This is a genomic window from Microbacterium ginsengisoli (genome assembly GCF_000956535.1).
In the GTDB taxonomy this organism is placed as follows: domain Bacteria; phylum Actinomycetota; class Actinomycetes; order Actinomycetales; family Microbacteriaceae; genus Microbacterium; species Microbacterium ginsengisoli.
The window spans coordinates 1-13,348 of sequence record NZ_JYIY01000053.1 but is presented as its reverse complement, the minus strand read 5'-3'; the positions used below and the strand labels follow the sequence as shown (position 1 = coordinate 13,348).

12 protein-coding genes are annotated in these 13,348 nt (G+C 70.8%); 6 read left to right on the top strand and 6 right to left on the bottom strand.

All coding sequences use genetic code 11. The features are described 5' to 3' along the window. Positions 1-78 precede the first annotated feature (78 nt). Positions 79-675 (top strand): arsenate reductase/protein-tyrosine-phosphatase family protein, encoded by a 597-nt coding sequence (locus RR49_RS02100; protein ID WP_045246269.1) that lies wholly within the window; start codon positions 79-81, stop codon positions 673-675. Between the two features lie 4 nt (positions 676-679). Here RR49_RS02100 and RR49_RS02095 read toward each other — a convergent pair whose 3' ends face one another. Then, complete coding sequence (locus RR49_RS02095) at positions 680-1,231, bottom strand: TetR/AcrR family transcriptional regulator (RefSeq protein WP_273205052.1); 552 nt, start codon at positions 1,229-1,231, stop codon at positions 680-682. Positions 1,232-1,570: 339 nt separating this feature from the next. Here RR49_RS02095 and RR49_RS02090 point away from each other — a divergent pair, with 339 nt between their 5' ends. Further along, complete coding sequence (locus tag RR49_RS02090; RefSeq protein ID WP_048809399.1) at positions 1,571-2,839, top strand: MFS transporter; 1,269 nt, start codon at positions 1,571-1,573, stop codon at positions 2,837-2,839. 56 nt (positions 2,840-2,895) lie between these two features. Here RR49_RS02090 and RR49_RS02085 read toward each other — a convergent pair whose 3' ends face one another. Further along, positions 2,896-3,582, bottom strand: a complete 687-nt coding sequence (locus RR49_RS02085; RefSeq protein ID WP_045246268.1) for an endonuclease/exonuclease/phosphatase family protein — start codon at positions 3,580-3,582, stop codon at positions 2,896-2,898. Between the two features lie 88 nt (positions 3,583-3,670). Further along, a complete protein-coding gene (truA, locus tag RR49_RS02080) occupies positions 3,671-4,498 on the bottom strand; it encodes a tRNA pseudouridine(38-40) synthase TruA (RefSeq protein ID WP_045246266.1) in 828 nt (275 codons plus the stop codon). A gap of 123 nt (positions 4,499-4,621) precedes the next feature. Here truA and RR49_RS02075 point away from each other — a divergent pair, with 123 nt between their 5' ends. Continuing rightward, positions 4,622-6,661 carry an acyltransferase family protein gene (locus RR49_RS02075; RefSeq protein ID WP_052671980.1) on the top strand — a complete coding sequence of 680 codons (2,040 nt, stop codon included), beginning with the start codon at positions 4,622-4,624 and terminating at the stop codon, positions 6,659-6,661. A 63-nt stretch (positions 6,662-6,724) separates the two neighbouring features. Beyond that, the gene (locus RR49_RS02070; RefSeq protein WP_048809397.1) at positions 6,725-7,333 is read left to right on the top strand and encodes a hypothetical protein; all 609 of its coding nucleotides are present in this window, start codon (positions 6,725-6,727) and stop codon (positions 7,331-7,333) included. A 1-nt stretch (position 7,334) separates the two neighbouring features. Here the strand turns inward: RR49_RS02070 and RR49_RS02065 are convergent, their stop codons facing one another. Next, positions 7,335-8,462: a hypothetical protein gene (locus tag RR49_RS02065; protein WP_045246265.1), complete on the bottom strand. Its 1,128-nt coding sequence runs from the start codon at positions 8,460-8,462 to the stop codon at positions 7,335-7,337. Further along, positions 8,459-10,063: a sensor histidine kinase gene (locus tag RR49_RS02060; RefSeq protein WP_052671979.1), complete on the bottom strand. Its 1,605-nt coding sequence runs from the start codon at positions 10,061-10,063 to the stop codon at positions 8,459-8,461. The genes RR49_RS02065 and RR49_RS02060 overlap by 4 nt, the downstream gene beginning before the upstream one ends. Positions 10,064-10,266: 203 nt before the next feature. On the opposite strand from RR49_RS02060, the gene RR49_RS02055 reads away from it, so the two are divergent. Both RR49_RS02055 and RR49_RS02050 read left to right on the top strand, forming a co-directional pair. Further along, positions 10,267-10,974, top strand: coding sequence for a hypothetical protein (locus RR49_RS02055; protein ID WP_045246262.1), 708 nt, complete (start codon positions 10,267-10,269; stop codon positions 10,972-10,974). 226 nt (positions 10,975-11,200) lie between these two features. Next, positions 11,201-12,751 (top strand): glycosyltransferase family 2 protein, encoded by a 1,551-nt coding sequence (locus RR49_RS02050; protein WP_084603768.1) that lies wholly within the window; start codon positions 11,201-11,203, stop codon positions 12,749-12,751. A gap of 23 nt (positions 12,752-12,774) precedes the next feature. Here RR49_RS02050 and RR49_RS16075 read toward each other — a convergent pair. Further along, positions 12,775-13,348, bottom strand: a 574-nt coding sequence (locus tag RR49_RS16075) for a winged helix-turn-helix domain-containing protein (protein WP_245610919.1), incomplete at its 5' end; no start/stop codon positions are given.

Sequence of the window (13,348 nt, the reverse complement as noted above, 5' to 3'; positions counted from 1 at the left end):
GGAGGCGTCATGCGGCGACCGGGCGCCATCCAGCATCGCTAGACTCGCGTCGGATCGCGGCGGGAAGGGGCGGCTGCAGTGATCGAGATCCTCGTGGTGTGCACGGGCAACGTGTGCCGTTCGCCGTACGCGCAGCTGGTGCTCACCGAGCGGCTGCGGGGGCTGGACGTCGTGGTCTCCAGTGCAGGCGTTCGCGCGCGCACCGGCGCGACGATGACCCCTGAGGCCGTCGACCTCGCGGTCGCCGCGGGCGTGCCCGAGGAGGCCGCCGCGGCGCACGCGGCAGTGTGGCTCACCGAATCGCACCTGCGCACCCCGGACGTCGTGATCGGGATGTCGCGGGAGCACCGCCGCGCGGTCGTGGAACTGGCGCCCTCTCGGCTGCGGTCGAGCTTCACCGCTCGGGAGCTCGCTCGGCTGGCCGCCGCCGTGGGCGACGACGGCCTGCGCGCCGCGGCGGCCGTCGCGGGCTCCGTCCCCGCCCGCCGTGTCGAGGCGATGCTGGCGCGGCTCGCGACCGCGCGCGGTGAGGTCGAGCCTCCGGTCGATCTCACCGAGGACGATGTGATCGACCCCATCGGGCGGTCACGCGCGACCTACGAGCGGGCGGCGGCGGAGATGGGCCCGGGGATCGACGCGATCGACCTGCTCGTCCGTCTCGCCCTCGAGGCCTGAATGCTCACACCGATGCGCCGAGCGAGCGCTCGACCGCACGCCAGCCGTCGGTGAGCACGGCGAAGCCCGCCTCGCAGACGCCGACGGGGTCGTCGCTCTCGCTCGCGAGGATCTGGATCTGCAGCACGAACCTGCTGTAGGCGCGTACCTCCGGCGACGGTTCGTCGACGCCCGCGTCGGCGGCGATCACGGCTGCCAGTGCGTCTTCATGGCGCAGCCACATGCGTGCCGCGTAGTCGCGCAGAGCGGGGGTCGCGTTGAGGAACTCCATGAACCGGCGCGACACCGCATCGCCGTGCTCGACGACGTTCGCCGCGATCTCCGCGAGGTAGAAGTCGTGCAGCGCCGTGTGGACGGAGACGCCGGGGCCTCGGTTCCGCACCGAGGCGATGAGCTTGTCGCGCTGCTCGTCGTCCTCGTCGAAGACGAGCGCCTCCTTCTGCGGGAAGTGTGCGAACACCGTCGTCGGCGAGACATCCGCGGCATCGGCCACTTCGCGGATACTGACGTTCGCGAACCCGCGCTCGAGGAACAGCATGGTGGCAGTGTCGGAGATCAGCTTGCGCGTCGCGCGCTTCTTTCTTTCGCGCCGACCCTCCGGCGCAGGGGAACTTTCGCGCCGACCCTCCGGCGCAGAGGAGCTTTCGCGCCGACCCTCCGGCGCAGGGGAACTTTCGCGCCGGCCCTCCGGCGCAGGGGAACTTTCGCGCCGACCCCCCGGCGCAGGGGAATTTTCGCGCCGACCCTCCGGCGCAGGGGAACTCTCCTGCCGACCGTCCGGCGCGGGGGAACTCTCGCGCCGGCCCGGCTGCTCAGACGTGCTCATGCCGCCAGTCTAGCCAGATCGAGTTCGAAACTGTATTGACAACAAAACTGGTATCAATACAGTTATCGCATGACCTCCTCCTCGACCAGCCCGCGCAGCGACCGCCGCGCCTGGATCATGCTCATCGTCCTGACGATGCTGACCACCGCCGGCATGACCGTCGTCCTCCCCGTGCTCCCCTTCGTCGTCCTGCGCTACGTGTCCAACGAGAGCGACCTCGCCGTGTGGGTCGGCGTGCTCGAAGCCGTCAACGGCCTCTGCGCCTTCCTCATCGCACCCTTCCTCGGTCGCCTGTCCGACCGCTTCGGTCGCCGACCCGTCATCATCGTCGCCGCGCTCGGCGCGGCCGTCAGCATGATGCTGTTCGGCATCGGCGGCGCTCTCTGGGTGCTGCTGTTGGCCCGCGTCATCCAGGGCGCCACCGCCGGAGACCTGCCCGCTCTGTTCGCGTACCTCGCCGACATCACCCCGCCCGAGAAGCGCGCCCAGCGCTTCGGCCTGCTCGGCGCCCTCTCCGGCATCGGCACGATGGTGGGGCCGGCCGTCGGCGGCCTGCTCGCCGCGATCAGCGTCGAGCTGCCCGTCTTCCTCACCGCCGCGGTGTCGTTCGTGATCGCGCTGCTGTGCATCTTCCTGCTGCCCGAGAGCCTGCGCCCCGAGAACCGCATCGCCTCGATCCGCGTCGCCGACCTCCACCCGTTCGCCGTGTTCCGCGAGGCCTTCGGCCGCCGCGAGCTGCGCGGCCTCATGATCGGCTTCGCGCTGCTCGCGCTGCCGTTCGGCATGTTCGTGAACAACTTCAGCGTGATGGCCTACGACTCCATCGGCTGGGGTCCGACCGCGATCGGCTTGCTCATCGCCGCGGTCGGCATCGTCGACATCATCGTGCAGGGCGCCCTGCTCGGCGTGCTGCTCCCCCGCATGGGCGAGCGCGCGGTCATCGTCAGCGGCATCATCGGCCAGGCACTGGGACTCGCGGCCCTCGCGCTGGTCGCCTCGGTGCTCGCCCAGCCGTGGGTGTTCATCGCCGGATCGCTCCTGCTCGCCGCGGGGCAGGGTGCCGCGCAGGCCGCGATGGACGGCGCGATGTCCAACGCGGTCGGCGCCGACGAGCAAGGCTGGCTGGGCGGCGCGACGCAGTCGCTCAACGCCGCCATGAGCACGGTGGCGCCGCTCCTCGCCGGCGCCCTCTACGCCGTCGTGAGCCACGCGGCGCCCTACTGTCTGGGGGCGCTGCTCATGGTCGTCGCCGCGGTCGTCATCGCCCGGGCCCGCTTCACCGATGCGGCTCGCCTCCCGCGTGCGGCGTCGCCGAGCGCCGTGGATGCCGCGGCCTGACCCGCACTCCTGACGCCGGCGCCCACCCGCGGTGACGCGGCGACGGGCGCCGCGACTCAGGCGGCGATGCGCGCCGGGTCGGGCTGGGCGGTCACGAGGATCGGGAGGTGATCGCTGAGCCCCTGCGGGAGTGTGCGGATGTCGGCGATCGTGAACCCCGACGAGGTGGCGAAGTCGTAGTGCCCGCGGAAGAACCGGTAGCGCGTGTAGGTGCGGGAGTCGCTGAGGCTCAGCTCGTAGCCCTGGTCGCGCACGCGCTCGCCCAGCTTCTCCTTGAAGACGGGGTAGTTGTAGTCGCCGACCATGAGCGTCGGCAGTCCCGGGCCGAGGTCGGCGAGCTCGGCGAGCGCCGTGCGGATCTGATGGCGTCGCAGCGAGTTCAGCGCCGTGAGGGGGGCGGCGTGGAACGAGGCGACGAGCAGCTCGCTGTTGTGGTCGATGTCGCGCAGGCGCACCCCCAGCATCCGCTCTTCGGCGGGCTTGAGCACCATGTCGTGCAGCGACTTCTTCAGCGAGATGGCGCGCACCTCCTGCAGCCGGAACGTGCTCTCGCGGAAGTAGACCGCGAGACCCAGCCGGTTGCGCTGGGTGGCGTCGGCGAGCACGAGGCCGCCGAGGCGATCGGGGAGGTCGGTGGTGTCCGCCTCCTGCAGGCACAGCACGTCGGGGTCGTGCTCCGCGACGCGGTGGATGAGCTCGCCGGCGGCCCGGTGCTTGCGCAGGTTGTAGGAGATGACCTTCATCGTGCTTCCACGATAGGCCGGTGCCGGCGCGGCGCCGGGCGCACGGTGGATCTCACAGGGTTCGCTCATGCGTCGCCGAAGGACGCGCTTAGTCGAGCTCGCGGCGGGCACGCGTCTGGTCGGCGCGCGCGGCGAGCAGGTCCTCGGCGGGGTAGCCGACCTCGGCGAGGGTGAGCCCGTGGGCAGCCAGCACGGGGAACGCGCTCGTGCGCACCGCCTCATCTCGCAGCCGCACGAGGTCGTCCGGCACGAGGCGCCCCTGCCCTACCGCGACGCAGGCGCCGACGAGGGCGCGCACCATGCTGTGACAGAAGGCGTCCGCGCGCACGTGCGCGACGAGCGTGCCGGTCTCGTCGCGCCGCCACGAGTAGTCGAGCAGCGTGCGGATCGTCGTGGCCTCCTCGCGCGGCTTGCAGTAGGCGGCGAAGTCGTGGAGCCCGATGAGGGCGCGGGCCGCGGCATCCATCGCCTGCTCGTCGAGGCGTGCCCGCACGAAGGTGGTGCGCGTGCGCTCGAGCGGGTCGTAGCCGGTGACCTCGTCGGCCACGCGGTACGTGTAGCGGCGCCACACGGCCGAGAAGCGGGCGTCGAAGCCGTCGGGGGCGATCGAGGTGCGGTGCACGACGACATCGGGGGAACGTCCGAGCACGCCGGTGATCTTGCGGGCGAGCTGGTCGACATCGCCCCGCCCGGCGTCGAGCCGGCGGTGCTGGATCTCGTCGAGGTCGAGGTGCGCGACCTGTCCGCTCGCGTGCACGCCCGCGTCGGTGCGTCCCGCGACCACGAGGCGCGGCTCGCCGCCGAGCACGCGCGCGACCGCACCCTCGAGCACGCCCTGCACCGTGCGCAGACCCGGCTGGCGCGCCCAGCCCGAGAAGTCAGCGCCGTCGTAGGCGAGATCGAGACGGATGCGCACGCCGAAATCCTAACGAGCGGCTGCAGACACGCCCCGGCGCCCGCTCGGGCCGACACGCCGACGCTCGAACCCCGTCGCACCGCCGACGTAGACTCGGTGGCCGACCCCGGAACCCCACTCCTGATGTCTGTCACACCTCCCCCCGCCCCCGCAGGCCGTTTCGACGGTCTCGACGGCATGCGCGCCCTCGCGGTCGCGCTGGTCGTCGCCTATCACGTGTTCCCGGGCGGGCCGTTCGTCGGCGGCTTCCTGGGCGTCGACGTCTTCTTCGTCATCAGCGGCTTCCTCATCACGTCGCTCCTGACGAGAGAGAAGGATGCCGCGGGCCGCATCTCGCTCGCAGGGTTCTGGCGCCGTCGCGCCCGCCGCCTGCTGCCCGCGCTCGTGCTGGTCGTCGTGGTGTGCGCGAGCATCGCACTGGCGGTGGGGGGCGACATCCTCACCGACCTCGGTCGCCAGGTGCTCGGGGCGGCGACGTTCAGCTACAACTGGCTCGCCGTCGCCGCGGGAGGCGACTACTTCGCGCAGACGGCCCCCGAGCTGTTCCGCAACCTGTGGTCGCTCGCCGTCGAGGAGCAGTTCTACGTGCTCTGGCCGCTCGTGCTGCTGCTCGGCGTGCTCATTGGGCGACGCGCGCGCCGGTTCGCGATCGGGCGTCGCCGTGCGGGCATCGCCGTCGTCATGGCCGCGGCCGTGGCATCCGCGGTCTGGATGGCGGTGCTCGTCGCCTCGGCCTCCGGGGATGCGGCCGGCGGAGCCGGCGACGCCGTCACCGGCGGGGCCACGGGCGGGGCCATCACCCGCGCGTACTTCGGCACCGACAGCCACGCGTTCGGGTTGCTGCTCGGCGCCGCGCTGGCACTCGCGCTCCCCGCCGTGCGCGCCTCGGCGCGGCCGTGGGTGCGGAGGCGGGCGACGCGCGACATCCTTCTCGTCGCCGGATCGGTCGCCGCCGCGGCACTCGTCGCGCTGGCGCTGCTGCCGGAGACCGCCACGGCATGGACCTTCCCTGGGGTTCTCATCGCCGCGAGCGCGCTGACGGGTGTCGTGATCCTCGCGTGCACGTGGCCGGGTGCCGTGCTCGGACGCGCCCTCGACATCCCGCCGCTGCGCTGGATCGGCGTGCGATCGTACGCGATCTATCTCTGGCACTGGCCGATCATGGTGCTGCTGACGGCGTCGCTCGCCCGTTCGGGCACGGGCGGCGCCGACGCGAGCGTGCCGTGGCAGCTCAGTGTCGCAGCGCTCGTGTTCACCCTCGTCGCCGCCGACCTCTCCCTGCGCCTGGTCGAGACGCCGGTGCGTCGCGACGGATTCCGCGCGAGCATCCGCGGATGGGGCCGCGCGCTGAGGGGCACCGCGTGGCGGCGGGCGGGGGCGGCACTCGGCGTCGTGGTCACGGTCGCACTCGTGGCGGCGACATCCACCGCGGTCGCCGTCGCACCGACGCGCTCCAGCGCCGCCGACGCGATCGCCGCCGGCGAAGCCGCCGTCGACGCGGGCACCCCGACGCCCGGCGCGAGCGCACCCGCGGGCGCCGATCCCGCCGCGGCGACGGTCTCCCCGGTCGCACCGAGCGTGGCCGCGACGAGCCCGCCGATCCCGGGCAGTCAGATCACCGCGATCGGCGACAGCGTGATGCTCGCCTCTGCGCCGAGCCTCATGGCGACGTTCCCCGGCATCTCCGTCGACGCGAAGGTCTCCCGTTCGATGTACGCCGCGCCGGGCATCCTCTCGCAGCTCGCCGCCGACGGGGAGCTGCGTCCCTACGTCGTCATCGGACTCGGCACGAACGGCGCGATCAGCCAGAACACCCTCGACGAGATCGTGCGGATCGCCGGACCCGACCGTGCCGTCGTGCTCGTCAACGCGTTCGCGCCGCGATCATGGATCCCCGGCGTCAACGACGAGCTGCGCGCGTTCGCGCGCCAGCATCCGGGCGTCTCGCTCGCCGACTGGTATGACGCGATCTCGCCGCACGTCGACCTTCTCGCGGGCGATCAGATCCACCCCGGCGGAGCCGGTGGGCGCATCTTCGCCGGGGCGGTCGAGGACGGCCTGTCCCGCGCCGACGCCGAACGCCAGCAGCTGAAGCGGCTCGGGGCGCTCCGCGAGCTCGCCGGGGTGCTGTGCGCCGGCGCGTGCGACCTCGACAACGGCTGAGCGCGCCGCGGCGCCGCATAGACTGGCCCCGCGACGGCAGCATCGTCGCGGAGAGGGGACACCGTGCAGGCGACGGCTCGACGTGCGACCGGGGCGATGATCGCCCTGACTCTGGCCGCGGGGCTCACGGGCTGCGGCATCGCACCGTGGGCCGGCCAGCAGAACAGCACGCCCTCCCCCACGATGACGACGCCGTCGGCCGTGCCGACGCCGGTGTCCAACGACCTCTCGAGCGGCTCGACGCAGCGCACGGTGAAGAGCGGTTCGGTGACGGCCACCGTCAACTACTGGTCGACGCTGTCGATGGACCGCTGGAAGGCCGGCGCGCTCAAGCCGATCTCGCTGTCGCTGACCACGACCGTGGACCCGAACGACGGCCAGAAGGTCTATCTTCAGTCGGCGACCATGACCGCGATCCCGCAGGGCTCGAACGGCGAGACGTTCCCCGCGCTGAGCCCGCAGTCCGACACATCGACGGTTCCGCCGGGCTACCTCGCGCTCTCGCCGTACAGCTACTCCCAGACCTTCACCATCGGCGAGGTCCCGCAGGGAGCGACCTCGGTGCAGATCCAGTTCACCTACGACTTCCTCGTGCAGACGACGCCGACCTCGAGCGAGTACGCGAAGCAGACGGGCAGCGATCTGCTCTCGGTCGCCATCGCGCAGGGCTGAGTCAGGCCACCGGTTCCGTCACGCGGACCCATCGGTCGCCGCCGTCGGCCGATGCCCGTGCGGCACCCGCGCGGGCGTCGCGCAGCAACGCTTCCATGTCGTAGCCCGAGACGTCCACGCTCGACCATCCGACACTGACCGACAGCTGCACGGCGAGTGGTCGCGACGTGTCGAGACGCGACACCTGTGCGCGCAGGTCGTCGAGCGCCGACTCGATCGCGATCGGCGGGCGCATCAGCAGCACGTACAGGTGCCCGGGCGAGGAGACCGCGATGTCGGCCTCGCTCGGGATGCTCGCGCGCACATCGCGTTCGACCGTGTCGACGATGCGCCAGAACAGGCTGCCGCCGGCGGCGATCCGCAGGTCGTCGACGTCGTCGAGGCGGATGGAGAGCACCGACCAGGCCCGCTCGCCCCGGTCGGCCGCCCGCGCGAGCTTGTCGCCGCCGCCGGCGATGAACGCGGCGAGCCCCGTCGGGACACCGGATGCCGCGGCCCCGCGCCCGACCGCGAGCCACAGCAGCGTCACCAGGGCGCAGACGATGTAGATCATCGCGCCGACGCTGTCGAGCACCCGCAGGATGCCGAGGTCTTCGGGGCCACGCGGGCGGGCGATGATGCTGTGCACGAGGTTGCCTGCGGCCACGACGGTCACGGCGCCGGAGATGAGGGCGAGCGGGAGCAGCATCCCATCGGCACGTTCGGGAATGCGGCGAAGCTCGATGATGCTCAGCAGCGCGAACACCCCTGAGACGGCGTAGGCGGCGGCGAACGCGAGGCCGAACCACTCGTCGGGCACGACCGCGAGCACGGATGCCGCGAGCGCCACGTAGAGCACGGGCACGGCCCAGCCCGAGCGCACGCCGCGCCACGAGCGCAGCCCCGACCAGATGAAGATGCCCGCACCGAGGGAGATGCCGAGCGAGAGCCGCCGCAGCGACTCCTCACCGGCACTCTCGGCGTACATCCCGAGGTAGACGCCCGCCGCTCCCGCGACGAAGACCAGCATCCATTGCAGCGTCGCGGGATGGGGACGACGCACGTAGCCGAGGCCCGTCATCAGCACGAGAGCGAGGGTCGCGAGGGTGGCCTGGCCGACGGCGAGTCCGTAGGCGACCGGGTCGTTCATATGAGCACCCAGGCGTCGGAGAGCGGGATGCGCATGCGCACCAGCGTGCCCTTCCCCACCGTGCTCTCAAGACCGATCTCGCCGCGATGGGCGACCAGGATCTCCCGCACGATCCCCATGCCGAGCCCCGTGCCCCCGACCCCGCTGTCCTGCGCGGAGCGGGCACGGAAATACGGCTCGAACACGTGCCCGAGGTCGTCGGCGTCGATGCCCATGCCCGTATCCGAGACCTCGATGAGCGCGGAGTGCTCGACGGTGCGCGCCACGAGCCGCACCGATCCGTCGGCGCCGGTGTACTTGATCGCATTGCTGAGCACGTTGTCGATGACCTGGCGCAGCCGGAACGCGTCGCCGTCGACGAGGAGCCCGCTCTCGATGTCGGCGGTCAGTCGAACCCCGCGGGCCTCCGCCGTGGGAGCGAACGACTCCAGCGAGAGCCGCAGCAGCTCGGTGAGATCGACCGCCGTCCACGCCGGTTCGGCCGAGAATCCGCCGCGGGCGTGGGTCAGCAGCTCGGCGATGAGCGCGTCCATCCGGGTGGCCGCGCCCGAGATGACGCGCAGATGCTCGGCGAGCTGGGGCGCGTCATCGACGTCGTCGAGGGCGAGCTCGGTGTGTCCGGCGATCACGGTGAGCGGGTTGCGCAGCTCGTGCGAGACGACGGTGGCGAGCTTCTCCCGCGTGCGCTCGGACTCGATGAGCGCGGTGACGTCGTGCACGAGGTAGAGGATCGTCGTGTCCTCGTCGAGACCCGCCGGGAGCACCCGGGTCGAGACGCTGAGCGCGCGCCACTCGCCCTCGCCGTCGAACAGCCAGACGCGCTCGTCGTCGAGGGTCTCGCCCCGGCGCGCGCGGGTGAGGGGGCGCCGGCTCTGCGGGATGGCCGTGCCGCCCTGCTCGTCGTATTCGACCGCCGCACCCGGCTGATCGATGTCCTCGGGGTCGAGTCCGTACAGACGCACGAGGGTCTCGTTGAGGGCGAGCACCTGGCCGCGCGCCGACAGACGCGCCACCCCGATGTCGAGGGCGTTGAACATCTGCGAGACGCGGCGCCGCTGCGCCGAGACCCCGTGCAGCGAGTCCTGCAGCTTCGCCGTCTGGCGGCGCAGCAGCTGCTTGAACGCGCGGGTCTGTCGGGCGCTGATCGAGGTCGCGAGCGCGAGGAAGGCGAGCGAGAGGAAGGCGACGATGTAGGCGACCATCGTGCGGCTGTCGGCGTCGGTGAGCATCGCCGACAGCAGCATCGTCGCGCCGATCCCGCCGACACCGAGCATGATCGCCCAGATCGAGAAGAAGGACCCCAGCCACACCACGGGGAACGCCCACAGGAAGTCGAGCGCGAAACCCGCATCCCACTGCATGACCCCGATCGCGAGGATGTCGAGGAACGGAACCAGCACGACGATCGGCCGGCCCACCCGATGCCAGGGGAACACCAGGGTGACGACCGTGAGGCCGATGACCCCGCCCGCGCCGATCGCGAACGTGCCCGTCGAGAACTGGGCGGGCTGCAGGGCCAGCATGACCAGCACCACGACGAGGACCACGGCGCACAGCAGCAGCTGCGACTGCCAGATCGAGCGCGTCCGCGCGCCAGTCACGACCCGAGGCGCGCCGACAGGCACCCTCAGGCGGCGATCGGGTTCACCGTCCCCAGCGGACATGTGGTCGAGTGTAGCCATGGCCATTGCGTATACTCGTGACGCCCGGGGTGGTACCGAACGATTCGTCCCGAGCGTGGTTGCGATCTTTTCGCCCGGAGAGAGCGATCCCCATCCCCACGGTCCGAGAGCTAGGGAGTGTCATGGGTCGTTCGTTGCGTCGCTCCACTCGGCTGGCCGTCGCCGTCGCCCTCTCCGCCATCGTGGTCGCCTCTGCGACGGGGTGCGCGCAGATCGTCGATGCGATCAACGCGCTGTCCGGTCGCAGCACCACGACCGTCGTGCCGACCGCCGGACCCTCCTCGAGCCCGTCGGCGTCGCTGCTCTACAACTCGGTGTTCACGAGCGACGGCTCGGTGCAGCTCGATACCGATCTATCCGACAGCCTGGTGCTCGAGCTCAACGTCTGGGCTCAGGACCCGAAGAAGACGCAGGAGTGGACGCCGAGCAACGACAAGCACTTCGGGTTCGCGGTGAACGTCTACGACAAGCGCGTCGACGACAAGGCCGTGCTCGCGCAGAAGCGCAGCGTCTACCTGTCGTCGATCACGATCTCCTCGCAGACCGCGCAGACCTCCGGACAGGTTCAGTCTCCGTTCCAGTTCAGCACCGACCCGCGCACGATGGTGCCGAGCGACACGCTCCGCTCCGACAAGGGCCTGCTGCTGAACACCTACCAGGGCGGGTTCCTCGTTCCCGACACGGTGATCCACCAGCTCCCCGGCGACACGTACGGGCTCACCCTGTCGTTCACGATGAACGTGTGGGTCGAGGGGCAGGCGAACACCGACACCTCGTTCGGCCAGCAGTCGGTGTATGAGGCCGTTCCGATCGCGATCTTCCAGCAATAGCCCGCCCTAGACGGCGGCAGAGGAACGCGAGCGCGGATGCCCCACCCCGGCGTCTTGCGGAAATCTTGCGGAAAGTCTCTGATTTCCGTGCCCACGGGCCCTCCCGACCTTGCGGATCGCGGGGCATGATGGGTTTTACACGGCGTGAGTCGTGCATTCCCCCCATCGCGAGAAAGAGGTCCCGTTGGCTGAGTACCGGCCCACGCCCGCGCCACAGTCGACCGCTGTGACCGGTTACGACCCGACCTACCCCTACCCGGGTGGCGCCGGCTACGCGCCCGCCCCCGGGTACGCTCCGGCCCCCGGCTACGGAGCACCCGCCTACGGCGCGCCCAGCTACGCACCGGCACCGGGCTACCCGGCCGACGCCTCGTACGGAGCCGACCAGTTCTCCGAGGACTTCACCGCCGTGCTCGAGGACGGCCAGACGCGCCGCTCCACGATCGGCTGCGTCATCCCGGCGTACAACGAGGAGGAGTCGATCGCCGACGTCATCGAGGGTCTCCTCTCGCAGACGCGCGTGCCCGATGTCATCCACGTCGTGATCAACAACACGACCGACCAGACGGCGAAGATCGCCGCGGAGTACGCGGGACCCCACGAGATCACGACCGACCTGGGCGAGCAGTTCACCGAGGTGTTCGTGCACGACATCGGCAAGAACCCCGACAAGAAGGTGGGCGCCCTCAACTACGGCTACTCGCTCGTCGAGGGCTGCGACTTCCTCCTGGGCGTCGACGGCGACACGATCGCCCACCCGAAGGCGGTCGAGTACCTCGAGACCGAGGCGATGGGCGACTCCCGCATCGGCGGCATCTCGGCGATCTACACGATCGACGACCGGCCGATCAAGGGCCTGCTGGCGAAGTTCCTCATCGCCGGTCAGCGCACTCAGTTCGCCGCCTTCAACCTGCAGAACCTGCTGCGCGGACGCAACATGGCGGTGCTGGGCGGTCAGTTCTCGATCTTCTCGACGAACGCCCTCCGCGACGCGATGAAGGCCAACCACCAGTCGACGCCGTGGGTGAAGGACAGCGAGGTCGAGGACTCGCTCCTCTCGCTGCAGATCAAGAGCGCCGGCTACCTGACCAAGATCAGCCCGTACGCGCGCGCGTACGTGGGCGGCATGACGACGCTGCGCGGCTACGACGCGCAGCAGGTGAAGTGGACGTACGGCGCCATCGAGCTGATGTGGCCCGGCCAGCGCGGCGACACGAAGGGACAGCCCTTCCACCCCAACCTGCGCCTGCGCTGGTTCGAGAACTTCGGCATGCTGACGAACCTGTTCGTGCGCGTCGCGTTCATCACGCTGCTCGCCGCGTCGCTGTCGATCAACGCGTTCGTGTTCTCGGCGTTCTGGCTCATCCCGCCCGTGGTCGCCATGCTGCTGAACCTGCGCATCGCGCGCACGATGAAGTACTGCGACAACCGCGACGTGCTCTTCGCGGTGCTGTTCTTGCCGGCGGAGATGTTCATGTGGGTGCGCATCGGCCACTTCCTCCGTTCCTGGAGCCGCTTCCTCTCGAAGAAGAAGGTCGACAACTGGGCCATGCAGGCCAAAGCGGAACGCGGCGGCGGCTCGCTGGGCTACTGGGTGCCGGCGATCCTCCTGATCGCGGTGCTGATCGCCTCGGCCGCGATCTGGAGCATCCTGGGCCCGGTCGCGCAGTCGTCGATCCTGTGGGTGGGATGGCCCATCGTCGGTGTGGTGACCGTGCTGCAGACGCTCCTCATGTTCAGCAAGCTCGTGCGCCGTCACCACGGGTACAAGGTCTGACATCCCGCGCGTTTCTCCGCGCGTCAGGGCGCGAGCAGCTCGGTGGTGAGGCGGTAGCCGACGCCGCGGACGGTCTCGATGTAGCGGGGGTTCGACGGGTTGTCGCCGAGCTTGCGGCGCAGGTTCGTCATGTGCGCCTCGACCGCGCGCTTGTCGGCCTCGCCGACGTAGTAGGAGGTCACGTACGACTCGCCGCGCAGCACGAGGGTGAGGTCGGCCTTGCTGCGCACGCGACGCTTCGACTCGAGGAGGGTCGCGAGCAGGTCGAATTCGGTGCGGGTGAGCTCGACCTGCTGCCCGCCGATGAGCACGATGCGCGTCTCGGGGTTCAGCTGGAGGTCGCGGTGGGTGATCCAGTAGCCGCCGCCCGGCGCGGGCATCCCCGGACGGGCGAGCTCCTGCGAAGGGTAGACGGGGACGATCGCCTGCGCGGGCGGTGCCGCCGGCACGACGACGGGATATGCCGGGGGCTCCGCCGGGTAGGGCTGCGGTTCGGCGTAGGGCGGCGCGTCGACCGGTTGGGGCTCGACGTAGACCGGCGCGGCCGGCTGGGGCTCGACGTAGGCCGGAGCCACCGGCTGCGGCTCGACGTAGGCC